Origin of the sequence: Actinoplanes sp. NPDC049599, assembly GCF_044465625.1 — a bacterium.
Taxonomy (GTDB): Bacteria; Actinomycetota; Actinomycetes; order Mycobacteriales; family Micromonosporaceae; genus Actinoplanes.
Genome location: NZ_JBITLX010000007.1, coordinates 268,369 through 291,151, shown reverse-complemented (window position 1 = coordinate 291,151; position 22,783 = coordinate 268,369). Strand labels below are relative to the sequence as shown.

Genomic DNA, 22,783 nt, shown 5'->3' with positions numbered 1-22,783 from the left:
GCAGCCGGAGCACGGCTATGACTTTCGGCAGAGGCGTGGGCCCGGCCACGCGGGCGGCGCGCACGGGGCAGTGACCGCCGCCGATATCCCCGCCGCGGTCCTCCGAACGATGCCGGGCACGTGGCCTGAGCGGCGGCGATGTTCCGCCGCCCGGCCCTGGTGCGGACCGCCGCGAACCACGAAGCTTGCCGGGATGACGACCGATAATGGTCATGTCAGTCGGCGGTGGGAGGAACGAGCGGTGACCGGTGCGGCGCCGCCGGCGTGGGAGTCCATGCCGGCCCTGATGTACCACTCGGTGTCGGCCGTGGGCGGCCCGCTGAGTGATCTCGCCGTGCCTCGCAGCCGCCTCGCCGAGCAGCTGGGCGCGCTCACCGCCGCCGGTTACCGCCTGGTCGGCCTCTCCACCGCGCTGGACCTGCTGGAGCGCGGCAGCACCGACAAGCTGCTCGCGGTCACCTTCGACGACGGCTACCGCGACTTCCTCACCGCCGGCGTGCCCGTGCTCACCGAGGCCGGCGCCGGCGCCACCCTGTACGCCTCCGTCGGCCACCTCGGCGCGCCCGCCGGCTGGCTGGGCCGCTGGGCGCCGGACTTCGGCCGGCTGCTCACCTGGGACGAGCTCGGCGAGGTCGCCGACGCCGGCATCGAGATCGGCAACCACAGCCTGCTGCACCACCCGCTCGACGTGCTGCCCGCCGCCCGGCTGCGCGAGGAGACCCTGCGCAGCAAGGACGAGCTGGAGCAGCGGCTGCAGCGCCGGGTGCGCAGCTTCGCCTACCCGCACGGCTACAACGGCGCCCGGGTGCGCGCCGCGGTGCTCGCCGCCGGGCACGACAACGCCACCGAGGTCGGCCGGCGGCTGCACCGCCCGGGGGAGCGGCGGTTCGCCGTACCCCGGTTGCAGCCCACCCCCACGATGACCGGCGCCGACCTGGTGGCGCTGGTCGCCGGCGGCGGCTCGCCGCTGGTGCCGCGGCTCAAGCAGCTCGCCCAGCCCGGCTGGCGGGCGGTGCGGCGGGTGGCCCGCGCGGCCGGCCGGAACCTCACATGACGGCAGCCCACCGCGCCCCCACCCGGCTGAGCCGCCGGCACGTCGTCGGCGGCCTCGCCGCGCTCGCCGCCGTGCCCGCCACCGTGCTGGCCGTCCGCGCGCTCACCGCGGAGCAGACGGCCGCCGAGGCCACCAGCTCGCCGGGCCGGGCCGCCGCGTCCGCCTCGGCGCGGCCCGGCCCGAGCGCCGGGCCGAAGGCCGTCACCAAGGGCGGCGGACCGGTGCCGTTCCGGCCGGGCCGCGCCATGCTCGGCGCCTACCTCGGCCTCGAGGGCCGGTCGCTGACCGAGAGCCTGGCGCTGCGCAAGCGGCAGCTGGGCCGCGACGAGCGCATCGTGCACGTCTTCTACGACTTCAAGGACACCCTGCCGAGCGTGATCGAGGGGCTGCCGGCCAAGGCGACCCCGATGGTGTCGTGGCGCGGCTGCCCGCTGAGCGAGATCACCTCCGGCGCGAGCGACGCGCTCATCGCGCGGGCCGCGCGCCGGCTCAAGCGCCAGGACCGGCCGGTGCTGCTGCGCTGGGGCTGGGAGATGAACGGCGACTGGTACGCGTGGAGCGCCGCCCGCAACGACCGGGACAACAAGGCGTACATCAAAGCCTGGCAACGCCTGCACGACATCTTCACCCGGGAGAAGGCCACCAACGTCTCGTGGGTGTGGAGCCCGAACTGGAACTCCGCCCCGGTCGAGCCGTGGAACACGTTCGCGGCCCTGTACCCCGGCGACGAGTACGTCGACTGGGTCGGCGTCTCCGGCTACAACCTGCACCGCGAGACACCCGACACGCTGTTCGGCCCGATCTACCGCGGGTACGCCGCCCGCAAGCCCATCCTGATCACCGAGGTCGGCTCGATGGACCGGGGCGGGCGGACCAAGGCCGACTGGGTCACGCTGTTCGCCGAGTGGGTCGAGGCGCACCCGGGGATCGGCGGCGTCACCTGGTTCGACACCGACACCCACCCCGGGTACGCGGAGAAGTGGCGCATCGACACGGACGCGGAGGCGCTGGCCGCGTACAAGGCGATGGCGGCGAGCGCGCGCTTCAGCGGCTAGCCAGCGCGCGCCGCCGACGTCAGCGGGCGGCCTTCTCCGCGGCCTCGATCGCGTTGCGGAACAGCATCGCCACCGTGGTCGGGCCGACCCCGCCGACCCGCGGCGTGATCGCGCCGGCCACCTGCGCGACCTCCTCGGCCACGTCCGGCAGCAGCCGCCGGCCCTCGTACCGCACCCCGGCGCCGATCACCGTCGCGCCCGGCCGCACGTGCTCCGGCTGGATGATGCCGGGCACGCCCACCGCGGCGATCAGGATCTCGGCGCGCCGGGTGTAGCGCTCCCAGTCCGGCACGCCGGTGTGCACGACCGTCACCGCGGCGTTCGCGGTCGGGCGCTTCTGCGACAGCATCATCGCCAGCGGGCGGCCGATGGTCGCGCCCCGGCCCAGGATGACCACCTCACGGCCGGCGACCGGCACGTTGTGGAACGCCAGCAGCGCCTCGATGCCCGCCGGCGTGCACGGCCGCGGCCCGGGCAGGCCCACCGAGAGCCGGCCCAGGTTCAGCGGGTGCATGCCGTCGACGTCCTTGTCCGGGTCGACGGTCAGCAGCGCCGCGTCGTAGTCGATGTGTGCCGGCGGCGGATACTGGATCAGCAGCGCGTGCACGGCCGGGTCGGCGTTCAGCCCGTCGATCGCGCGCAGCAGGTCGTCCTGGGTGGCGTCCGCGCCCAGGTGCACGTGCGGCGAGACGAAGCCCAGCTCGGCGGCCTGCTTCTGCTTGATCCGGATGTAGCCGGCGCTGGCGTCGTCGTCGCCGACCAGCACGGTGGCCAGCGACGGCTGGACCCCGCCCTCGCGCAGCTTCGCCACACGCTGCGCGACGTCGGCCAGGACCTCGTCGGCCACCGGCTTGCCGGGCAGCAGCCTTGCTTCATGCTCTACGGACATACAGCTTCCACTCCGGCGTGGGCACCCAGGCGGACGGCCCCCACGGCGAGCTCCCCGATGGTGGTCCCCATCCTTGATGCCGCCAGTCGCGTGTCCGGCTCAGTCTACGGCGCTGATGAACAGCGTCCGGTAGGCGGTGGTGTCCTCCGACCGGTAGAGGTTGACGGTCATCCGCTGCGCGCCCGGCATGCTCAGCTCCTCGCTCCAGGTGCCGTCGCCGGTCACCGCGACGGTGCGCCGGACCGTGGTGGTCCCGGCCGCGCCGGCCACGCTGACCGAGTACGGCCCGTCGGCGGCCAGCAGCCCGGTCGCCGTCACCCGTACGGTGCGGTTGCCGTCGGAGCCCACCGGGCCCGACGGCGTGGCCGACAGCGCGGTGACCACGGTGTCGTGCGTCGCCCGGGAGGTGTCGAAGGACAGCCAACTCGCCCCGCCGAGCACCGCCGCGACCAGCACCAGCGGCAGGAACTGCCGGAGCAGCCGGCGCCTGCGGGCCCGCTCCTCGGCGGTGCCCCGCTGCTCGTCCTCGGCCGGCGCCGCGACCGGCACGATCGACATCACCACCGTGTGCGCCTCCGCCATCCCGGGCGGATTCTCGCCGACCTCCATCCGGGCCGGCCGCTCGCCGACCGGTCGCCGCGGCGCCGCGGCCACGGCGGCGACCGGGGTCCGGCGGCGCAGCAGCCGCGCCGCGACGACGCCACCCAGCGTCACGCCGACGGTGGCCACGGTCCAGGCGAGCCGGTCGATCCGCAGGCCCACCGCGTGGATGCCCAGCCCGGCGACGATGAGCACGCCCATGCTCAGCGCGGGGGTGAGCACGGTGCGCTCCACGGCGGTCAGCGTCCGGCGCCGGAACAGCACGCCCAGCAGCGCCATCCCGGGCAGCACGAACCCGAGCAGCAGGCCGCCCGCGATGGCGAACGGCCGCGGCGCGAGGAGCACGGCGGCTCCGGCGGCGACCGCCAGCGCGGCGAGGACACGCGACATCAGGGCGCTCATTGGACCCCCGTCCGGTAGATGCGGACGGTGCCGTTGTCGTACAGCCGGTCGACGCCGGCCAGGCTGTCGAACTTGCCGAGCTGCCCGGCGGTCAGCGGCGAGGTGATCTGCCCGGAGCGCGGGTCGCTCTCGAAGTACGCCCCGCTCTCCGGCAGCTGAGTGCCCAGCCGCCGGTCCACCACCAGGTACTGCACGTGCACCCGCTGCACGAGATCGTCCTGCTCCAGCCCCCAGGCGTCGGCGTAGTACAGCGGGCCGACCTCGCGCACCGGGTCCTGACGGCCGTACGTGGAGGCCAGCGAGACCGAGGTCGCGTCGCCGCCGACCCGGTTGCCCGGGCCGAGCGCGGTGCGCTGCCAGTCGGCGGACGCCACCCCGTACGCGTCGACCGAGCGCTCGTACCCGCCGGCCAGGTACGGCCCGGGCAGCAGCGAGGCGATCGGCGGCCACCCGCCGGCCCGCGCCCCGATCATCAGCAGGGTGATCATCGCCGCGCCCGCCGCGACCCGGCTGTACAGGTTCCAGCTGCCCGGCAGCACCACGTCGATGGCCGGGGCCGCGGCCCGCCACCGGTGCCCGTCGGCGTCCCGGGCCGGGATCAGCTGCACCCCGCGGACCAGGCCGATCGCGGCCAGGATGGAGATCGGGATGTAGGTGAAGGTGGACAGCCGCCCGGCGATCTCCGGGCCGTTCTGGCCCAGGAACCGCACCCCGTTGCCGGCGAAGAACACCAGGCCGCCGGCCACCGCGGCCCACCGCCACCAGTCCCGGTCGCGGCGGTGCAGCATGTCCCGGGTGACCGCGAGATAGAGCACCAGCAGCCCGAGCAGCCCGGCGCCCTGCACCCCCAGCTGGCCGAGGGAGACCGGCGCGCTCGCCGAGGCCGGGTCGCTCTCCCCGGACAAGAGCTGCGAGACGGTACGCGCGACCTGGTCCACCGGCGCCTCCAGGTACCCGAGCACGTCGGTCGCGACCAGCCCGATCCACCCGGCCACGACCGCGGCGGCGGCGCCCGGCATGGCCAGCGCCGACCACCGGCGCGGCCGGTCCACGGCCAGCTCGGCGACCCCGAGCAGGAGCAGCGTCGCCACCAGCGCCAGCGCGGTCACGTGGTGGCTGACGGTGGTCAGCGCCATCGACACCAGGGCCAGCGCGGCGAACATCCGGCCGCCCTCGGCCCGCCACCGGCGTACCGCCCAGATGGCCAGCATGAAGAACGGCAGCGCGGCGGTCTGGTACAGGAACATCGAGTTGAAGAACAGGTAGTGCAGCGCGGTGGCGTAGGTGGCGCAGGCGACCCCGGCGACGGCCGGGGAGTTGCTGGCCCGCAGCACCACCGCGAACAGCACGCCGACGAAGACCAGGTGCGCGATCCCGGCGACGACGACCCCGGCCGCGGTCACCGGCAGCCCGGTCAGCTGAGCGACCGCGGCGCCCAGCTCGGCCAGCCCGGGGAAGTGCTCGGCCGGCGGCAGCGCCGGATTGGCCCGGAACAGCTCGCCGGACTCCACGATGATCGTCGTGGCCAGCCAGTGCTGCAGCTCGTCGGGGAACCGGAACTGGTCCGGGCTGTACATCCACTTGAGCAGATACTGGTGCAGCGCCAGCCCCATGACCAGCAGGAACGACTCGGCGACCCCGGCCATCCGGCGGCTGAGCAGCCGGACGACCACGGGCGTGAAGACCACAACCTGCCCCACCCAGTACGCGAACGGGGCGTTGCCGGTGCTCACCCGCCCGCCGGCGTAGGCCAGCGCGACCATCAGCACGCCCAGGGCGGAGATGGTCAGCACGGCGGGGGCGTGACCGAGATCAAGCGGCTCCCGCCGGGCCCGGGCCGGCCGGGGGGTGCGGCCGGGATCGGGCGGGGCAGCGACCTCGGTACGCCGGCCGTCCCGCCGGCCGGGCACCACGGGGATGACAGCGGTGACCACACCGGTCGGCGGGGCGACAGTGGCGGCCGGGACCGCGGGGATCACCACGGTGTCGTCGGGCGACCGGGTGAAGATGACGACGGTGTCGTCGACGGAAGCGGCGGGCAGTTCCAGCACGACCGTGTCCTCGACACCCGGACGGCCGTGGCCGGCCCCGTCCTCGGTCTCAGCCCCGGCTTCGTCCCCGGCTCGGTCGTCGGCGCCGTCCTCGGTCTCGGCCCCGGTTTCGGCCTCGCCCTCGGTTTCGGCCTCGGTTTCGGTCGGGAGCGTCAGGATCGCGGTGGCGTCGGGGTCGGTGGCCTGCGGCGGCTCGCCGGGGGTCCCGGGTTCCGCGTCGGGCACGGCCTCCTGGGCGGTCTCCGGGTCCGTTCGGGCGCCGGTCTCAGGCTCAGGTTCAGCTTCAGGTTCGCGCTCGGGCCGGGCATCAATCTCAACCTGAGCTTGAGGGTCGGCGGTAGCCTTTCCGCCTCCCACCTGCGCAATGTCCGTTTCACCGCCGGTCGCATCGCCCTCTGCCTCGGGCTCGGCCGAAACCACCTGGGTCGCGGCTTCAGGCCCGGCCCCGGCTTCAGGAGCGGGCATGGTCTCGGTTTCGACCTCGGGCGCGGGCTCGGGCGCGGCCTCGGGCGCGGGATCCGCCTCGGGCTCGCCCGCGATCACCGTTGTGGCCGCGTCAGCACCGTCCCCGTCGGGATCGGCGGGTGCCGCGGGATCGGCGGGTGCCGCCGTCGCTGCCGGGATCACGACCTTGGGCACGCCCGACGTCGTCTGGATGTCCGCCGCCGCGCGCCCCGACCCGTCAGCCCCCGCCGGCGTCGACGGGCGGACCCGGGCCGTTCCCCGCGCCGGCGCGTCGGCGCCGGGCTGGTGGGGTGCGTCCGCGCGCTGGTCCGCCATGTGCTGGGCCTCCGCGTCGGGGGACTCGAACTGCTGGATGGACGTCATCGGCGTGGCGGGACGCAGCACCGGGCCGCCGTCCGGTTCGCCGGGTTCGGGGGAGGGGTGCGAGGTCAGCATGCGGCGACCGCCCCGGCCGGTTGAGCCGGGGCGGTGCACGCTGGTCCGACCGATCGCCCCATGTGCTCCCTCCTGACCGAGAATGCCCGGTGCGGGGGGAACTTTCCGGGGAACGGCTGAGTCGCCACGATCAGCGGCCGCTCCGCGCCTTCGCCCGGGCCGCCCGCCGGCCCTTCAGGTAGGCGCGCGGGCCGGCCAGCATGCCCCGGCGGTTCGCGGTCAGCAGCTCGCGGGGGAAGTCCTCGCGCAGCGTCGACACCCGCAGGCTGTCCTTGCTGGTCAGGTCGCGCAGCGCGCCCGGCGCCAGCTTGAGCAGCGGCCAGAGCAGGCCGGGCCGCTTGAGCAGCAGGCTGGTGTAGGCGGCGGTCAGCCCGGCGCCGTAGCCGACCATCTGCTTGTGCAGGCCCTCGAGGTCGCGCCGGTGGTAGTGGTGGGTCACCGCGGTCGGCTGGTAGACGATGGTGCCGCCGCCGACCAGCACCTGGGTGAACGCCAGGGTGTCCTCGGAGCCCATCGCCGGGGTGCCGGCGCCCAGCGCGGTGTCCCAGCCGCCGATGCGCTCGATGACACCCGGCCGGAAGGTCATGTTCGCCCCGGTGCCGAACGGCGGCAGCGGGTACAGCGGGCTCTGCCGGTGCGCGGTCGCCGGGCTGAACACGTCCGGCCGGAACCCGCGGCCCTTGCTGTGCCCGCCGAACTGCTCGAACCACAGCTGGGCCCGGGTCTCCAGCTCGGCCGGCACGATCACGCCGGAGACCACGTCGGCCTCCGGGTGCTCGGCCAGCGCGCGGGCGACCTCGGCCAGCCAGTTGACGTCGGCGTACTCGTCGTCGTCGATCCAGGCGAGGATCTCGCCCGGCGCCGCCGCGACCGCGGCGTTGCGGGCGAAGGACAGCCCGGCGCGCGCCTCCCGCAGGTACTCCACCGGCCCGCGGCGGGCCGCGGAGCGGACCACCTCGGCGGTCGCGTCGGTCACCGGCGCGTTGTCCACGACCAGGATGCGGAAGTCCGGGTAGGCCTGGGCGAGCAGGCTGTCCAGGCACCGGGCCAGCGCGCCGGGCCGTTCCCGGGTGCAGACCACGACGGTGATCGGCGGCGCGTCGGCCAGCACCGCCCGGCGGCGGGCCAGGAACTCCGGCTCGGCGGCCGGGGTGATGCCGTCGATCGGCAGCGCGGACAGCCCCAGCCCGGCGAGCCGGGGCGCCAGCACGGTGCCGAGCTCGGCACCGATCGCGGCCGCCAGCTCGGCGGGCCGCAACCCCTGCTCCGGTACGTCGGTGAGCACGGTCCCGAGCGGCTCGGTGAACAGCCGGACCAGCACCCAGGCCTGGAGCACCCGGCGACCGTCCGGTCCCACCCCGGCGACCGCGGGCAGCGGGTCCGACAGGTCCAGGTCGAGCACGGTCGCGGGCAGCGCCTCGCCACCGGCCGCGAACGGCGGCGCGGTGATCATCTCGTCGGTGCGCTGCGCGGGGATCCACACCTTGCCGTTGACGCCGGCCCCGTTCACCCCGGCGGTCATCGCAGGGCCCCGGCCGGGACGGCGCGGCGGGCGGCGACGGTCTCGACGACCCCGCCGACCCCGGCAGCGGCGACGCCGGCCAGCACGCCACCGGCCTTGAGCGCGTGGTGGGCGCCCCGGCCGCGGGTGGCGGCGACGAGGTTGCGCAGCACGGCCCGGGGCAGCGAGCGCAGGTAGTCACGTTCCGAGCCGAGGCTCCGCGAACCGTCGAGCAGCCCGGCCATCGCGACCTTGCCGCGCCCCTCGGCGTAGCAGCGGCGCAGGAAGAAGCCGAAGGTGGACCGGCTCGCCGGCACCTCGTGGCGGATCACCGCGTCGGGCACGTACATCCAGTGGCCGCCGGCCAGCGCGCTCATCCGCAGGCAGAGCTCGGTGTCCTCGGGCCGGTTCCGGGCGCCCAGCTTGCCGAAGCCGGTGCGGAACCCGCCGACGGACAGGAACGTGTCGCGGCGCACCACCATGCTGGCCGACCACACGTTGCGGATCGGTGCGGTTGTCGTCGGCATCCCGGCGTACGAGCCGCCCACCGCCCAGAGGAACTCCTCCGGCAGCCAGGTCGGCCGGGCACCTTCCCAGGCCGGGTTGATGCCGCCGCCGGCGCCGACCACGGCCGGGTCCGCGGCGAGCGGCTTGACCAGCTGCTCCAGCCATTCGGGGCAGGCCACCGTGTCGTCGTCCAGGAACGCGATCAGCGAGGTGCTGGTGTGGAACGCGCCGGTGTTGCGGTTGCCGGAGACACCCTGGGTGTAGAGGTTCTCCAGCACGGTGACGCCGGCCAGGTCGCGCCGGGCCCGGCGGAACAGCGCCGGGTTGTGGTCGACCACGACGACGATCTCGGCGGGGGCGTACGACTGCGACCGGGCCGAGGCGATGGTGCGCACCAGGGCGGGCCAGCGCTGCTCGCTGTGGGTCGGGATGACGATGCTGACGGCGGGACGGGGGGTGGATTCCACGCTGGTGCTCCTCGGGCGGGTGGCGGGGGCGGGGACTGCCGGGGGAGGGGCTCAGTCCTCGCGGGTGGAGCGGGACTGCATGGCCCGGACGTCGTCGCGGCGCAGGCCGCGGTTGAGGTGCGCGACGTGCTGGCGGGGGTCGCCGGCCGCGGTGATGCCGGCGGCGGGCGCCCGGTTGACGACCTTGTTCAGCGCGTGCATCGGCGGGGTGTTCGGCGGCGTGGCGGTCGGGTGCTGGTGCACGATGACGCCGTTGCCCAGGCTGCCGGTGCGGCGCTGACGGCGCATCCGGCCGTACTCGCTGAAGATGGTGCGCAGCACCCGGAAGCCGTCCCGGAAGGTGTTCAAGTTGCTCTGCCCGTGGATCCGGGCGTGCTCGATGCTGCCGACCTCGCCGACCTTCATCCCGTCGGCCGCGGCCCGGATGTTGATCATGGTCTCGATCTCGAACCCGTCGCCCCAGAGCTTGGCGCCGTCGGTGCGCCGCGGCAGCGCCGGGTCCGGCAGGGCCAGGGTCGGCACGACCCGGCGCCAGAAGGCGTTGTAGCCGTAGCAGAGGTCGGTGAACCGGGTCCCGAACAGGACGTTCACCACCAGGTTGAGGCCGTCGTTGCCGAGCTTGCGCAGCGGGGTGATGTCGTGGCTGTGCCCGCCCTTGTCGAACCGCGAGCCCTTGACGAAGTCGGCGCCGGCGACGAGCTCGGCCACGAAGCTGGGGATCTCCGCCGGGTCGGTCGACCCGTCGGCGTCGATCATCACGATGATGTCGCCGGTGCAGGCGGCGAAGCCGCAGGCCAGGGCGTTGCCCTTACCGGTACGGGTCTGCTGCACGATCACCACGTCCGGGCGCAGCTCACGGGCCACGGCGACGGTCCGGTCGACAGAGCCGCCGTCGACCACGATCACCTCGTCGATGCCGTCGGGCAGTTTGGCGAAAACGTGCGGGAGGTTCCGCTCCTCGTTGAGGGTGGGAATCACAACGCTTACGGTCGGTGACGACTGCCCATTACTCGGCGTGTTGCCCGAGCTGCTGGAAAGCTGCATGTCGGTCCCTTCTGGGGGCGGCAGTTGCGACGTATTCGGCAGTTTCCGGGGGCAGAAACCCAAGTCGCTCGCTTCTGTCGCTAAATCTAGCGCCACGCTACGTAGCGTCAACTAACCAAAGGGCCAGGGTGACGATGCCCGTGCGGTGAACCCCAACCAATCGAATGAGCAGGGGTTATTCACTTGGGCAACAAGATCACCCACAGGCCCCAGCAGTCACGCTCAGTAACGGACACCCCTGCACACTCGCCGCCAGAGAGGCACGCCGACGCCGTTCCCCGCCGAGCGAGCACCACTCGCGCAGCAAAGGGTGTATAAATCTATATGTCGGATAACACCGAGTGATCCTAATCACTTGGAGTAGTGTCACTGAGCGTGAGTTGTTGGTTGCAGGACGGTTGAAATCGTGGCGGAGCGCCGGGGGAAGCGGTCGATGGATAGGTTGTGACCGTGAGCAACTCGCCGGCCCGGCGCCGGACCGAACGGTCATCGACACCGTGGGTGAACCGGTGAAGCCGCAGACAGCGGTGTGTGTCTGCGGCCATCAGCGGACGGCCCACGAACACCACAGGACCGGGACGGACTGCGCGTTCTGCGGCCCGGAGGTCTGCCCCCGCTACCGCCGCCGCCGCTGGTGGCACCGCCAGGCCTGACCCGGGCTTGCCGGCTCGGGCTCGGTCGGCTCTCCCGCAGCCCGCGGTCCGGACGGGTGAGTTCGCTTCCCCTGGCTGCCGTCCGGCTGAGCTCCGCCGGCTCGGCCGTATCTCGGCGCTGTCGCCTTCGGCAAGCCCGGCTGTCGTCGCGGGAATCGGCGAATGCGGGTCGCTCGCCTCCGCACCGCCGGGGCGCCGCGCCGCCGCGCCGCCGGGGCGCCGGGGCGCCGCCGGGGCGCCGGGGCGCCGGGGCGCCGGGTGGATGGTGTCCCGGAGTGCCTCACCAGCGCCGGCCATCCACGGCGTGGCCATGACCGATCGTGTGTCGCGGTGGCGCCGACCGCGCCGCTTCAAGGTCGGCTCATGCACCGCGGCTGCGTTTCCCAGCAGCGGTGCATGAGCCGTCACGGGCGTTGCTGCGTGATCTCGGGCGCGCGACGGTGAACGCCCGCAGGCTCGTCAGAGCCCGCTGGAGCCGAGTGCGGCGTCGCGTGGCACCCCGGATGACGCAGCGGAAAGCTGTTCGCCGCGTTGACCTGCGACCGCGACCGTGGCGAGATCAGCGGCGGGTGGCGAGGGCGACGCCGTGGTGGTGGTCGAGGGCGCCCGGGTCGGTGAAGGCGATCCAGCCGCCGCGGCTGAGGACGAGTTCGATGAGTTCGTCCACGGCGTCGTCGATGACGTCGGGGTGGTCGACGTCATCGGCGGGGATGAGGGTGTCGCCGTCGTCGGACAGCCGGGCCGGGAAGAACAGCGATTCGTCGACGGCGAGCACCTCCGGGCGGCCGGTGCGGGCGGCGAGCCACGCGGCGGGCATGCCCGAGGCGACGCGACCGGCGATGGCGCGCTGGTCGATGAGGGCGAGGGCTTCTTGCTGGCGGCGGTGCAGGTAGGCGTCGAGGACCGTGCGGATGCGGGTGGTCAGCTGGCTGAGGTCGGCATGGGTGAGGTTGCCGGGCACGGTGCCGGCGAGGCGGGTGCAGTTGGTGGAGATGCGGCGGAACGCAGCGGTGACGCGTTCGCTGCCGACCAGGACCAGGGGAGCCGGGTGCAGCCGGAGGTAGGTGCCGAGAGCGGCATCGACACGGCGGTAGAAGTCGATGTCGTCGCCGGCAGGGCGGGTGGGCCGGTCGGCGCGTCCCCGGCTGCGGGTGTCCGGTCGTGCGGCAGTCAGGGGAAACGCCGTGGACGGGGTGGGCAGCAAGGTGTCGCCGGCGGCGTCGAACAGCCGGGCGTGGCCGGAGTTGATGGCCAGGACCAGGTGCCGGGGGGTGCGGTGCAGGGATCGTACGAGGTCGCGGGTGGCGAAGGTGGGGTCCACGACGGCGCGGTCGCGGACCACGATGGGCAGCCGGATGAGGGCGTCGGTGCCGGCGGATGCGTAGAGGGCGAGCGATTGGCTGGCGGGCCCGTGCCGGGCCTGCTCGACGAGTGCGTGCAGCCGGCGTACGGCCGGTGCCGCGGCGGCGGGTTGCAGCTCGGCGCGAACCCGGTCGACGGCCTGGGCGCTGAGCGCGTCCAGGCGCAGCGCGTCGGCGCGGCTGAGCTGCGCTGCGGGGGTGGTGGCCAGCAGGATGCTGATCGCCGGATACTCGCGGACCTGTTGCAGGGCGGTGATCTGCCCGGCGGCTGGAGTTGATGCGGTGGCGGTGGGCATCGCGGGTTCCTCCACGTTGTCGGCTCGGCGGTGGCTGGGACTCAGTCGTGGTGCGGGCCGGCCCTGAGGATGCCGGTGGGGTCGTGCAGGGGCAGGGCGGTGATGACAGTGACGGCGCCGAATCTGTCGACGAGCCGGTGGACGGCGGTGGTCGGCAGGGGCCGCCCGGTGTCGGTGCCGGTCGGGACGAGCAGGGTGGAGCGGAAGTAGGCGACCGCGGCCGCGTGCAGGATCGGCGTGACGCGGGCGACGATGGCGATGCCTCTGGTCCGGATGCGACGGTCGCGGGCGTGGTGCAGCAGCGCGTTGACGCTGCACCCGGTGGTGTGGACGGTCGCGGCGGCGATCAGCAGGGTGCCGGTGCGGGCAGCGAGGTCAGCGGCGTGCGCGGCCACGATCAGGTCGGTAGGGGCGTCGGTGAGCACGGCGAGCACGGGTCCGGATCCGCGGGTGCGGCCGACGACGTCATAGGTGTGCGGGCGAACCACAATGCTGGTCATGAGCTGATCGCTTCCTTCCGGTACGGCATCGGGGGAGCGGCCGGTTGGTGACGGTGAGGTGACGCTCAGCTCCGGGATGCCGTGGTGTCGGACAGGGCCGCAGGTCCGGCGTCGTCGGGGGTGGTGCCGCGGGTGCTGCGCAGGCTCCACACGATCGACACCGCGATCGTCACCACGATCACCCCGAGGGTGACCGGGATCGGGAGTTTGCCGACCGGGGTTTCGGAGAGGATGAGCTTGACGCCGGCGAAGGCCAGCAGCACGGCGAGGCCGTAGTGCAGGTGCACAAAGCGGCGCAGCAGCCCGGCCAGGCAGAAGTACAGGCTGCGCAGGCCGAGGATGGCGAACGCGTTGGCGGTCCAGACGATGAAGGTGCTGGTGGTGATGGCCAGGATCGCCGCGACACTGTCGATGGCGAAGATCAGATCGGTGGCCTCCACCGCGATCAGGACCACGAACAGCAGGGTCGCGACGCGTTTGCCGTCGATGCGGGTGAAGAACCTGTCACCGTGGTAGCCGGCGTCGGTGGGGATGATCTTGCGGACCAGGCGGACGACCGGGTTGCGGTCCGGTGGGGTCTGCTCGTCGTGGCGGAACGCCATCTTGTAGCCGGTGTAGATCAGGAACGCGCCGAACAGGTACGCGGTCCAGAAGAACGTCTCCAGCAGTTCCGCGCCGACGAAGATGAACACCAGCCGGAACAGCAACGCGCCGATGACGCCCCAGAACAGAACCTTGTGCTGCACGGACGCCGGCACGGCGAAGTAGGTGAAGATCAGCGCGAACACGAAGACGTTGTCGATCGACAGGGCCTTCTCGATGAGGTAGCCGGCGTAGTAGGTGCCGGCGATGTCGCCGCCCTGCCGCGCCCACAGGATCACGCCGAACAGCAGACCGGCGGCGATCCAGATCCCGGACCAGAGCGCGGCTTCGCGGAAGCCGATGACGTGGTTGTCACGGTGCAGGAACAGGTCGACCGCGAGCATCGCCGCGATGGCCAGCATCAGCACGGCCCAGACCCACCAGGAAACAGACAACGGGGAGACCTTTCGCCCAGCCGAGCCCGTGGCGGCGGGCCGGCGCTGCTGGACGAAGGTCTCCCCGGGCCACCGGCGAAGGTGGCTGCGCCGCCGAGACCCGGATCTGCCGGGTCCGTACTGACGGCGGCGCGTGGTGCGTCGGGTACTCCCCCTCGAACTACGTACAATGATTCACGAAGTGCGCTTCGTATGTCAAGAGGGTCCGGCGCGAAAAGACGATGCTGTTTTCGTGTCTTGGTGTGCGTAGATTGTGGGGCGGTATACGCCCGGTCGTCCGCGGAGATGGTGATCACGTGTCTCAGGCAGCTCAGGCCAGATCGGCTCACGGGGCCAAGGAATGGACGTTCCTGACCAACCATGCCCACGTGCTGCTGGCCATCGCCCGGGAGCCGACCGTCCGGCTGCGGGACGTCGCCGAGGCCGTGGGCATCACCGAGCGCGCCGCCCAGGCCATCGTCGCCGACCTCGAAGCGGCCGGCTACCTGCAGCGCGAACGCGTCGGGCGCCGCAACCAGTACACGGTCAACCCGGCCGGCCGGTTCCGGCACCCGGCCGAGGCCGACCACAGCATCGGCGATCTGCTCAACCTGTTCACCGACTCGTCGCACACCTGACCATCGGGGCGACCGGACGCCGGCCCGCTCGGCGGCAGCGGTACCACCGCCCTGCACGCCGCCCTGGTCCGGCATCCGCAGCTCTACCTCTCCCGGGTGAAGGAGCCGAAGTTCTTCCTCTCCGACGGCCCGCCACCCGCGACCGGCGGCCCCGGCGACGTGCAGACCTACCAGGAGCACGTCTGGCGCCGCGCCGACTACGAGGCGCTCTTCGCCCCCGCGTCGCCCGGCACCCTGCGGGGCGAGGCCACCCCTTTTTACCTGTACGACCTCGACGCGCACGACCGCATCCAGGCGCTGGTGCCGGACGCCAAGCTCATTCTTCTGCTCCGTGACCCGGTGGACCGGGCCCATTCCAACTGGACACACCTGTGGAACGCGGGCCTGGAGCCGGAGGCCGACTTTCGCACCGCCTGCCGCGCCGAGGAGCAGCGGCGGGCGGACGGCTGGGCCGGCTTCTGGCACTACGTCGGCCTCGGCCTGTACGGCCGCCAGGTGCAGCACCTCTACAAGGTCTTCCCCCGTGAGCAGGTGCTGCTGCTGCGCTACCGCGAGCTCAAGGACGCGCCCGCCGCCACCCTGGACCGGGTCTGTGACTTCCTCGGCGTGCCGACCGGCGTGCTGCGGCAGATCCCCAAGGAGAACGTGAACCGGCACGTCGTCGAGGACAACGGCGTCAACCGGGTGCTGCGCGGGCTGCTCCGGGCCGGCGGGCAGGTCGGGCACCGGTTCCCCGTACCGCTGCGGTTGGCCGCTCGCGGCCCGATCCTGACCTTGCTGCACCGCAAGCGGGGCGCCCGGCCGGTGACCACACCGGAGGAGCGTGCCGCGCTGCTGCCGTTGTTCGTCGACGACATCGCGCTGCTGCAGGATCTCTCCCCCTGCCTCGCTGGGAAGACGCCACGGTGGTGGTCGAGCCGCCCGGTGCCGAGCCGGGGGCATGGGCGGGCGCGCCGTCCTCGATCGTTGCGGACGGTGAGGTCTATCTCGCGTACCGGTTGCGCCTGCCGCTCGGTGCCGGGCGCGGGATCGCCAATGTCGTCGCGCGCTCGGCCGACGGTCTGCACTTCACCGTGGTGGCCGAGATCGGCAAGGAGGGCCTCGGCGCCGAGTCGCCGGAGGGCCTGGCCACCGCCATGCCCCGCACGGTGCTCGCCGGCGACGAGACCGTCGGGGTCAAGGATCCGGTGCTGCACCACGACGAGCACGGCTGGCACCTCTGGGCCTCGGTGCACCCGCTGGAGTCCTGGGCCGACGCCGACCGGATGACCACCGAGTACGCGACCAGCCCCGACGGCGTGCACTGGACCTGGCGTGGCACGGCGCTGACCGGCCGCCCGGGCCGGTGGGACGCGCGCGGCGTGCGGGTCTCTTCGGTGGCCGTCGACGGTGACACCATCGTCGTGGCGTACGACGGCCGGGCGACCGCGGCGGAGAACTGGGAGGAGCGCACCGGCACGGCCCGGGGCGTCCGCCTACCCGACGGCAGCTTCGGTGAACTGACCGCAGAGGACGGTGAGCCCGTCGGCAGCCCGCACGCCCCGAACGGGTTGCGCTACCTGAGCCTGGTGACCATGCCGGACGGCCGGCAGCGCATCTACTACGAGGCCACCCGCGCCGACGGGGCCCACGACCTGCGCACCGAGCTCGCCTCCTGACGGCGTGAGAGCCGGGTCACCAACGCCGGGCCCGGCTCACCTATCGTGATCGACCTGCCCTAGCGTCGATCTTCATAACGCCCGGTCTCCGGGGCCTGCCACCATCACCGGCGGATCACGACCGGGAGACCGTTCATGGCGGAGCCCGTCCCACGAGGACGGGCTCCGCCGTTTCTGTTTCCGGACGCCCCTTCGCTGCGTCATCATCTGTGCATTTCTGACTACGGTGAGTGCTGACGCCCGCCGAACGCCGGCGATATAACCGTCCTGCACCCTGGGGATTACGCAGCGTAGCCGCATTGCGGGTGATCCGTACCACTGCGACTAGTCGGACATCGGAGCTCCGTGCTGGTCACCGCTGGCCAGGGCCGTCCGGGGTACTCCTCGGCCCCTTCTTCCCGATCGCGCCGTGATCTGCCTCGCTGGGCGATATTGATGCGACGGGATATGCCTGTAGTGGTGGGTGTGGCACGCCCTCGCCCGTCCGGCCGGGTCGGGGTGGCTGATCGGTCAACGGCACGCTGGCTCCGCGGTCAGTTGACCCTGCGTAGCGTTGAGCTAGATTTAGTGACAGAAGCGAGCGAGTCAGGCTTCTCCCCCAAAAGCCGCATACGCTCCGCATCTACCACGACGAAGGATCCGACATGCCGCTCACCGCGCCCCCGGTCACCACGAAGCGTGATGATTCGCGGTCACCCTCAGTGAAGGGCCGCGAACCGCAGCAGCCCGTACGGCTCCGGCCGTGCACCGCGCCCTCGTGGTGAGCACCCCGCCCGCTCCCGTTTCCCCGCACCCGGAAGGCACCGCCGACATGCTGGACTTCAAGGACCTCGCCCCGACCATCACCCGCCAGCGCATGGTCGTCGAGGGGTACCCGACGTTCGTGATCACCGATGAGCACATCAAGGACTATCTGAAGAAGCTCTCGGACGTGACCGACATGATCACGATCATCGACCCGGTCACCCACGTCAGCGACCTGTACGGCTGGGCCGGCTGGATCCACTGGGAGACCTCCGGCGCGCACTTCTACTCGTGGGAGCGGCCGATCTCGTTCTTCAGCGTCGACATCTACACCTGCAAGGCGTTCGACCCGAAGACCGTCCTCGCGTTCACCGAGGAGTACTTCCGGACCACCGAGATCGTCGCGAAGGAGTTCTGAGCATGACGTCGCCGGCGACCGCACGCTACGACCTCGCCCCCGCCGAGGTCCGGCGGATCACCGCGGAGTTCCTGGCCGCGCACCCCACGGACGGCCGGTTCGTGACGGCGGTCGTCGGGCCGGACAGCGAGCTGGCCGCGGTGGGCCGGGCCCTGGAGAAGCAGGTCTTCACCGAGTCGTTCGGCAACGACGCCACGGTGATGGCCGCCGAGTACGGCCCGTACGAGGCGACCAGCCTGTTCTTCGTGGTGATCGACCGCCGGCGCGGGATGCCGGCCGGCGTGGCCCGGATGATCGAGAGCCGCGGCCCCGGCACCAAGACCGTCGACGACGCCCCGCAGCACATCGGCGCCGACGTCGCCACCATCCTGGCCGCGCACGGCATGACCGGCGGCAAGGTCTGGGACTGCGCCACCCTCGCGGTGCTGCCGGAGTACCGCGGCGGCCGATCCGCGCTGCTGGTCAGCACGATGATCTACCGCACCTTCCTGGTCCTGGGCCGGCGGCACGGCGTCCGGCACGCGGTGTCGATGCTCGACCGGGGCGCCTACCGCAACCTCGGGCTGATCGGGGTGCCGATGCGCACGCTGGCCGGCTCCGGGCCGTTCGAATACCTGGGTTCGGCGGAGAACCGCGCCGTCCACATGGACTTCCCGGCGATCGAGCAGGCCGTGCGCGAGCAGGCCGCGCGGATGCGCCGGGCGGCGCGGCCCGGCCTGGCCACCCTGCGCCGCGGCGGGCTGCGCAAGCTGCTGACCCGCCGGGTCGCGGCCGGGGTGTCGCACCGCATCGGTACGGGCGCCGACGTCGACGACCACATCGTCGTGGTGCCCGGTGAGCAGGGCGTGTTCCGGCTCGACCCGATCGGCTGACGCCGGTGCGGCGCGTTTGCCCCGGTGCGGGCTCGGGTACCTGGCCTGCAGCCACGAGAGCATTGATCTCGCGGTGACGGAACAGGGGGCGGCAATGCGGACGCTGGGCGGGCGGTATCAGCTCCAGCAGCGGATCGGTATTGGCGGAATGTCCGAAGTATGGCGTGGGCACGACCAGGTGCTGGATCGGCCGGTCGCGGTGAAGATCATGGCCCCCGCGGTCGAGGGCACGCTGGGCGGGAGCAACGGCGTCGACCTGGTCCGCACCGAGGCCCGCTCGGCCGCCCGGCTCGCCCACCCGAACGTCGCCGGCGTGCACGACTTCGGCACGTCCTCCTCGCCGGGGCGCGAGGTGCCGTACATCGTCATGGAGCTCGTCGACGGGCAGACGCTCAGCGAGCATCTGGGCGCCGGGCTGTTCGACTGGCGCATCGCCGTCCGGATCTGCGCCGAGGTGGCCGCCGCGCTGGCCGCCGCGCACGCCGAGCAGGTCGTGCACCGCGACATCAAGCCGGCGAACATCATGCTCACCCCGGCCGGCGCCAAGGTCCTCGACTTCGGCATCGCGGCCGCCGTGGGCAGCCACGACCCCGACCCCGACGGCCCGGTCATGGGCACCCCGGCGTACGTGGCCCCGGAACGCTTCGAGGGCCTGCCGGCCACCCCGGCGTCCGACATGTACTCCCTGGGCGTGCTGCTCTACCACTGCCTCTCCGGCCGGCTGCCCTGGCAGGCGAGCAGTCACACCGAGCTGGTCCAGGCCCAGCGCCGGCGCGACCCGGACCCGCTGCCGCCGATCGAGGGGATGGCGCCGGAGGTGCTCGACCTCTGCTCGCGCTGCCTGCACCGGGACCCGGCGGAACGGCCCACCGCGCTGGTCGCGGCGCTGCTGCTGGCCGAGGCCGTGGACGCCCGGGTGTACGTGCCGCTGATGGACGTCGGCGCGGTCATGCCGCGGCAGTCGCCGGTCTCGGCCTGGGACGAGCGCGCGGCCGAGGCGCCGACGAGCATGGCCCTGCCGGCCGACGAGGCCGACACCAGCTACCTGGCCGAGCGGCCCGGGCGTCACCGCGCCGGCTGAGCCGCCAGCCAGCGCTGATAGCTGAACCGGGTGATGGTGAGCCCGGGGTGCGCCAGCACGTGCCGGGCGAAGCGGGCCCGGTCGTCGTCCAGCTCCGCGATCCGCTCGATCGCCGGTACGTGACCGACGTGCCGCAGCAGCCCGGCGTACGCCCAGTCCTTGCACCGGTACGGCCGTTCCAGCGCCCCCACGATCAACTCGGCGAGCGCGGCCTCCTGCTCCTCGGGCACCCCGCCCCGGGTCAGGTCGCGCAGCACGAGCTCCTTGGTGGTCCACGGCGAGTGGGTCCAGGACGCCCTTAGCTCCGGCAGGTACCGGTCCTCCCAGCGCAGGAACAGCACCGCGTACGGGGCGTAGTGCGCCCGTACCGCCGGGTCCTCGGCCTGGACGAAGGCACTCACCAGGCCGCGCAGGGTCCGGTCCAGCCGGCGCTGGACGGTGTTCTCGGCGGCCCGGCTCCAGCCCTCGCGGGCCCAGATGTCGTTGGCGCGCTCGCGCGACACCGTCGCCTCGGCCAGCAGCGCGGTGTGCCGGGCCAGGGCCGCCGCGCGCCGGGCAGCGACGGGCGAGACCAGGTCGAAGACCCAGGGCTGGTCGTCCGGAAGGGCGCGCACCGCCGCAGCATGCCAGGTGCGGGGCCGCGCCGCCCAGCGGAACCCGGTCGCGGTCGGCCCCGGAGCCCGGTCAGCCGCTGCGCGGGACCACCACGACCGGCCGGCGGGCCCGCCGCACCAGCCGCGACGAGACCCCGCCGAGCAGCACCCGCCGGGCCGGCCCGTAGCCGCGCGAGCCGCAGAACAGCAGGTCGACCTCGGTCACCTCGGCCAGTGCCTCGACCACGTCGCCGGTGAGGATCACCCAGTCCGCGTCGCAGGCGCCGACGGATTCCGCCGCCCGCCGCAGCGACAGCTCGTAGGTCTCCCTGGCGGTCTCCAGGAACGCGTGCTCGGCGTCCCGGCCGACCAGGAACGGCAGCGGGGCGTCGGCCTCCGAGACGACCGTGTAGAGCCGCAACGGGCCGCCGGTGCGTTCGGCCATCCGGGCCGCCATCGTGAGCGCGGCGCGGCCGTCCGGGGTGTCCACGTACGCGACGCCGATCCGGCCCACCGTGCCCGGCGGGGTCTCCATCCCGGCCGGGGCCACCGCGACCGGGCACACGCTGCCGGCCAGCAACCGTTCCGCGGTGCTGCCGGCGAAGAGCCGGCGCTGCGGTCCGGCCCAGCCGGAGCCGACCACGATCGCCTCCGCCGCCAGCTCCTCGGCGAGGTCGTGCAGCCCGTGCGCCGCCGAGGACGAGGCGACCACCCGGTAGGTGACCTCCGCGGGGTCGCCGGCGAGCGCGGCGCGGGCCTGGTCCAGCACCGCCTCGGCGGCCCGGTGCCGGTCGGCCACCCACTCGGCGTCCACCCGGCCGGAGCCGATCGCGGAGGGCGCCGGGTGCACCACGGCCACCACCAGCGGGGTGCCCAGCGTCCGGGCCGCCCACCGGCCGAGCGCCAGCGCGTCCGCGGCGGAGGGCCCGCCGTCCACCCCGATGATCACCGGGGGGTTCGCCGGGGCGGTCACCGCTGCTCCTCGGGCGGGGTCTCCGGCGTGCTGTCCCGGGCCCAGCTCGGGGTGCCCGTGCCGCCGGTGTCCGGGGCGCGCAGCCGGGAATGGCGGTAGCCGTACAGGAAATAGATGGCCAGGCCGAGCGCCAGCCAGACCACGAACCGGATCCAGGTGCTCAGCGGCAGGTCCGACATCAGGTAGACGGCGAAGAGCACACCGAGGATCGGCAGCACCGGCGACCACGGCACCCGGTACGGCCGGGGCATCTCCGGCCGGGTCCGGCGCAGGATGATCACACCGATGTTGACCAGCACGAACGCGAACAGCGTGCCGATGTTGACCAGCTTGACGATCTCGGAGAGCGGCACCAGCGCGGCCAGGATCGAGATCAGCACGCCGAGGCCGACGGTGAGCCGGGCCGGGGTGCCGTACCGCTCGTTGACCCTCGCGAAGCGCTGCGGCAGCAGGCCGTCGCGGCACATGGCGAAGAAGATCCGGGTCTGGCCGTACAGGATGACCAGCACCACGCTGGTGATCGCCACGACCGCGCCCAGCGCCAGGATGGACGCCGCCCAGCTGATCCCGGCGCCCTCGTCCAGGGCCGCCGCCAGCGGGGCGTCGCTGGCCTCGAGCTGTGCCGGGCTGGCGATGCCGATCGCGCCGACCGCGGTCAGCACGTAGAAGATCGTGCAGATGATCAACGACCCGATGATCGCCAGGGGCAGGTCCTTGGCCGGGTTGCGGGCCTCCTCGCTGCCGGTGGAGACCGCGTCGAAGCCGATGTACGCGAAGAAGATGATCGCCGCGGCCGCGGTCACCCCGTCGACGCCGTCCGGGGCGAACGGCTGGAAGTTGCCGGTGCCGAAGTTGACCAGCGCCACCACGATGAAGAACAGCAGCACGGTGAGCTTGACGCCGACCATCACCAGGTTGACCCGGGCGCTCTCGGTCACCCCGCGCACCAGCAGCGCGGTGATCGCCAGCACGATGAACACGGCCGGCAGGTTGAAGACGCCGCCGTCCTCCGGTGACTTCGAGATCGCGTCCGGCAGGGCCACCCCGAACGCCGAGTCCAGGAACGCGTTGAGGTTGCCGCCCCAGCCGACCGCGATCGCGGCGACCGACACCCCGTACTCCAGGATCAGGTCCCAGCCGATGATCCACGCGACGATCTCGCCCAGCGTGGCGTAGGTGTAGGTGTAGGCGCTGCCGGAGACCGGGATGGACGAGGCCAGCTCGGCGTAGGACAGCGCGGAGAACGCGCAGGCCACCGCGGCGAGCACGAAGGACAGGATGACCGCCGGGCCGGCCACCCCGGCGCCCTCGCCGATCACCACGAAGATGCCGGTGCCGATGATGGCGCCGACGCCCATGGCGGTCAGCTGGGTGGCGCCGACGGCCTTCTTGAGCCCGTGGCCTTCCTCGGCGGTCTCGGAGACGAGCGATCGGACGTCGCGGATCGCGAAGATTCCCGGCCTTCGGTTCGCGCCTGTGACCATGCTGGGCCCACCCTCCACATGCCTCG

Annotated in this window: 20 protein-coding genes; 8 read left to right on the top strand and 12 right to left on the bottom strand. The window is 73.0% G+C overall.

Annotated features, from left to right (window positions below):
* Positions 1-241 precede the first annotated feature (241 nt).
* Positions 242-1,054, top strand: a complete 813-nt coding sequence (locus tag ACIBQZ_RS16225) for a polysaccharide deacetylase family protein (protein WP_396089411.1) — start codon at positions 242-244, stop codon at positions 1,052-1,054.
* Entirely contained in the window at positions 1,051-2,109 is a 1,059-nt protein-coding gene (locus tag ACIBQZ_RS16220) for a glycoside hydrolase family 26 protein (protein WP_396089410.1), read from the top strand. The genes ACIBQZ_RS16225 and ACIBQZ_RS16220 overlap by 4 nt, the downstream gene beginning before the upstream one ends.
* 19 nt (positions 2,110-2,128) lie before the next feature.
* Here the strand turns inward: ACIBQZ_RS16220 and ACIBQZ_RS16215 are convergent, their stop codons facing one another.
* The 9 genes from ACIBQZ_RS16215 to ACIBQZ_RS16175 all read right to left on the bottom strand — a co-directional run bounded on the left by ACIBQZ_RS16215 (position 2,129) and on the right by ACIBQZ_RS16175 (position 14,317).
* Entirely contained in the window at positions 2,129-2,998 is an 870-nt protein-coding gene (locus ACIBQZ_RS16215; RefSeq protein ID WP_396089409.1) for a bifunctional 5,10-methylenetetrahydrofolate dehydrogenase/5,10-methenyltetrahydrofolate cyclohydrolase, read from the bottom strand.
* A 99-nt stretch (positions 2,999-3,097) separates the two neighbouring features.
* Positions 3,098-3,988 (bottom strand): hypothetical protein, encoded by an 891-nt coding sequence (locus tag ACIBQZ_RS16210; RefSeq protein WP_396089408.1) that lies wholly within the window; start codon positions 3,986-3,988, stop codon positions 3,098-3,100.
* A gap of 8 nt (positions 3,989-3,996) precedes the next feature.
* Positions 3,997-6,276 carry a hypothetical protein gene (locus ACIBQZ_RS16205; protein ID WP_396089407.1) on the bottom strand — a complete coding sequence of 760 codons (2,280 nt, stop codon included), beginning with the start codon at positions 6,274-6,276 and terminating at the stop codon, positions 3,997-3,999.
* Between the two features lie 805 nt (positions 6,277-7,081).
* Positions 7,082-8,473 (bottom strand): glycosyltransferase, encoded by a 1,392-nt coding sequence (locus tag ACIBQZ_RS16200; protein ID WP_396089406.1) that lies wholly within the window; start codon positions 8,471-8,473, stop codon positions 7,082-7,084.
* On the bottom strand, positions 8,470-9,426 hold the full coding sequence (locus ACIBQZ_RS16195) for a glycosyltransferase family 2 protein (protein ID WP_396089405.1): 957 nt from the start codon (positions 9,424-9,426) through the stop codon (positions 8,470-8,472). The genes ACIBQZ_RS16200 and ACIBQZ_RS16195 overlap by 4 nt, the downstream gene beginning before the upstream one ends.
* A gap of 51 nt (positions 9,427-9,477) precedes the next feature.
* Positions 9,478-10,404, bottom strand: coding sequence for a glycosyltransferase family 2 protein (locus ACIBQZ_RS16190; protein WP_396089404.1), 927 nt, complete (start codon positions 10,402-10,404; stop codon positions 9,478-9,480).
* Positions 10,405-11,682: 1,278 nt separating this feature from the next.
* Complete coding sequence (locus ACIBQZ_RS16185; protein ID WP_396089403.1) at positions 11,683-12,780, bottom strand: hypothetical protein; 1,098 nt, start codon at positions 12,778-12,780, stop codon at positions 11,683-11,685.
* A gap of 41 nt (positions 12,781-12,821) precedes the next feature.
* The gene (locus ACIBQZ_RS16180; protein WP_396089402.1) at positions 12,822-13,280 is read right to left on the bottom strand and encodes a hypothetical protein; all 459 of its coding nucleotides are present in this window, start codon (positions 13,278-13,280) and stop codon (positions 12,822-12,824) included.
* Positions 13,281-13,345: 65 nt separating this feature from the next.
* On the bottom strand, positions 13,346-14,317 hold the full coding sequence (locus ACIBQZ_RS16175; RefSeq protein ID WP_396089401.1) for a TerC family protein: 972 nt from the start codon (positions 14,315-14,317) through the stop codon (positions 13,346-13,348).
* Between the two features lie 296 nt (positions 14,318-14,613).
* On the opposite strand from ACIBQZ_RS16175, the gene ACIBQZ_RS16170 reads away from it, so the two are divergent.
* From ACIBQZ_RS16170 to ACIBQZ_RS16145, 6 genes are all read left to right on the top strand, one after another.
* Complete coding sequence (locus ACIBQZ_RS16170; protein WP_396089400.1) at positions 14,614-14,934, top strand: helix-turn-helix transcriptional regulator; 321 nt, start codon at positions 14,614-14,616, stop codon at positions 14,932-14,934.
* Between the two features lie 96 nt (positions 14,935-15,030).
* Positions 15,031-16,203, top strand: coding sequence for a sulfotransferase domain-containing protein (locus ACIBQZ_RS16165; protein WP_396089399.1), 1,173 nt, complete (start codon positions 15,031-15,033; stop codon positions 16,201-16,203).
* Positions 16,122-16,592 carry a hypothetical protein gene (locus tag ACIBQZ_RS16160; protein ID WP_396089398.1) on the top strand — a complete coding sequence of 157 codons (471 nt, stop codon included), beginning with the start codon at positions 16,122-16,124 and terminating at the stop codon, positions 16,590-16,592. The genes ACIBQZ_RS16165 and ACIBQZ_RS16160 overlap by 82 nt, the downstream gene beginning before the upstream one ends.
* A 742-nt stretch (positions 16,593-17,334) precedes the next feature.
* Positions 17,335-17,754: an S-adenosylmethionine decarboxylase gene (locus ACIBQZ_RS16155; RefSeq protein WP_396089397.1), complete on the top strand. Its 420-nt coding sequence runs from the start codon at positions 17,335-17,337 to the stop codon at positions 17,752-17,754.
* A 2-nt stretch (positions 17,755-17,756) separates the two neighbouring features.
* Positions 17,757-18,626 carry a hypothetical protein gene (locus ACIBQZ_RS16150; RefSeq protein WP_396089396.1) on the top strand — a complete coding sequence of 290 codons (870 nt, stop codon included), beginning with the start codon at positions 17,757-17,759 and terminating at the stop codon, positions 18,624-18,626.
* 94 nt (positions 18,627-18,720) lie between these two features.
* Positions 18,721-19,707, top strand: a complete 987-nt coding sequence (locus ACIBQZ_RS16145) for a serine/threonine-protein kinase (protein ID WP_396089499.1) — start codon at positions 18,721-18,723, stop codon at positions 19,705-19,707.
* On the opposite strand, the gene ACIBQZ_RS16140 is transcribed toward ACIBQZ_RS16145, so the two are convergent.
* From ACIBQZ_RS16140 to ACIBQZ_RS16130, 3 genes are all read right to left on the bottom strand, one after another.
* Positions 19,692-20,321: a hypothetical protein gene (locus ACIBQZ_RS16140; RefSeq protein WP_396089395.1), complete on the bottom strand. Its 630-nt coding sequence runs from the start codon at positions 20,319-20,321 to the stop codon at positions 19,692-19,694. The two genes, ACIBQZ_RS16145 and ACIBQZ_RS16140, sit on opposite strands and share 16 nt — an antisense overlap.
* Positions 20,322-20,391: 70 nt before the next feature.
* The gene (locus ACIBQZ_RS16135) at positions 20,392-21,273 is read right to left on the bottom strand and encodes a universal stress protein (protein ID WP_396089394.1); all 882 of its coding nucleotides are present in this window, start codon (positions 21,271-21,273) and stop codon (positions 20,392-20,394) included.
* The gene (locus ACIBQZ_RS16130) at positions 21,270-22,757 is read right to left on the bottom strand and encodes an amino acid permease (RefSeq protein WP_396089393.1); all 1,488 of its coding nucleotides are present in this window, start codon (positions 22,755-22,757) and stop codon (positions 21,270-21,272) included. Before ACIBQZ_RS16130 ends, ACIBQZ_RS16135 begins: the two co-directional genes overlap by 4 nt.
* Between the last annotated feature and the right edge of the window lie 26 nt (positions 22,758-22,783).

Bases quoted from the DNA above. Each gene is read 5' to 3' on its own strand.
- ACIBQZ_RS16220 (WP_396089410.1), top strand. From the start codon at position 1,051: ATGACGGCAGCCCACCGCGCCCCCACCCGGCTGAGCCGCCGGCACGTC.
- ACIBQZ_RS16215 (WP_396089409.1), bottom strand. From the start codon at position 2,998: ATGTCCGTAGAGCATGAAGCAAGGCTGCTGCCCGGCAAGCCGGTGGCC.
- ACIBQZ_RS16210 (WP_396089408.1), bottom strand. From the start codon at position 3,988: ATGTCGCGTGTCCTCGCCGCGCTGGCGGTCGCCGCCGGAGCCGCCGTG.
- ACIBQZ_RS16200 (WP_396089406.1), bottom strand. From the start codon at position 8,473: ATGACCGCCGGGGTGAACGGGGCCGGCGTCAACGGCAAGGTGTGGATC.
- ACIBQZ_RS16185 (WP_396089403.1), bottom strand. From the start codon at position 12,780: ATGCCCACCGCCACCGCATCAACTCCAGCCGCCGGGCAGATCACCGCC.
- ACIBQZ_RS16180 (WP_396089402.1), bottom strand. From the start codon at position 13,280: ATGACCAGCATTGTGGTTCGCCCGCACACCTATGACGTCGTCGGCCGC.
- ACIBQZ_RS16150 (WP_396089396.1), top strand. From the start codon at position 17,757: ATGACGTCGCCGGCGACCGCACGCTACGACCTCGCCCCCGCCGAGGTC.
- ACIBQZ_RS16145 (WP_396089499.1), top strand. From the start codon at position 18,721: ATGCGGACGCTGGGCGGGCGGTATCAGCTCCAGCAGCGGATCGGTATT.
- ACIBQZ_RS16130 (WP_396089393.1), bottom strand. From the start codon at position 22,757: ATGGTCACAGGCGCGAACCGAAGGCCGGGAATCTTCGCGATCCGCGAC.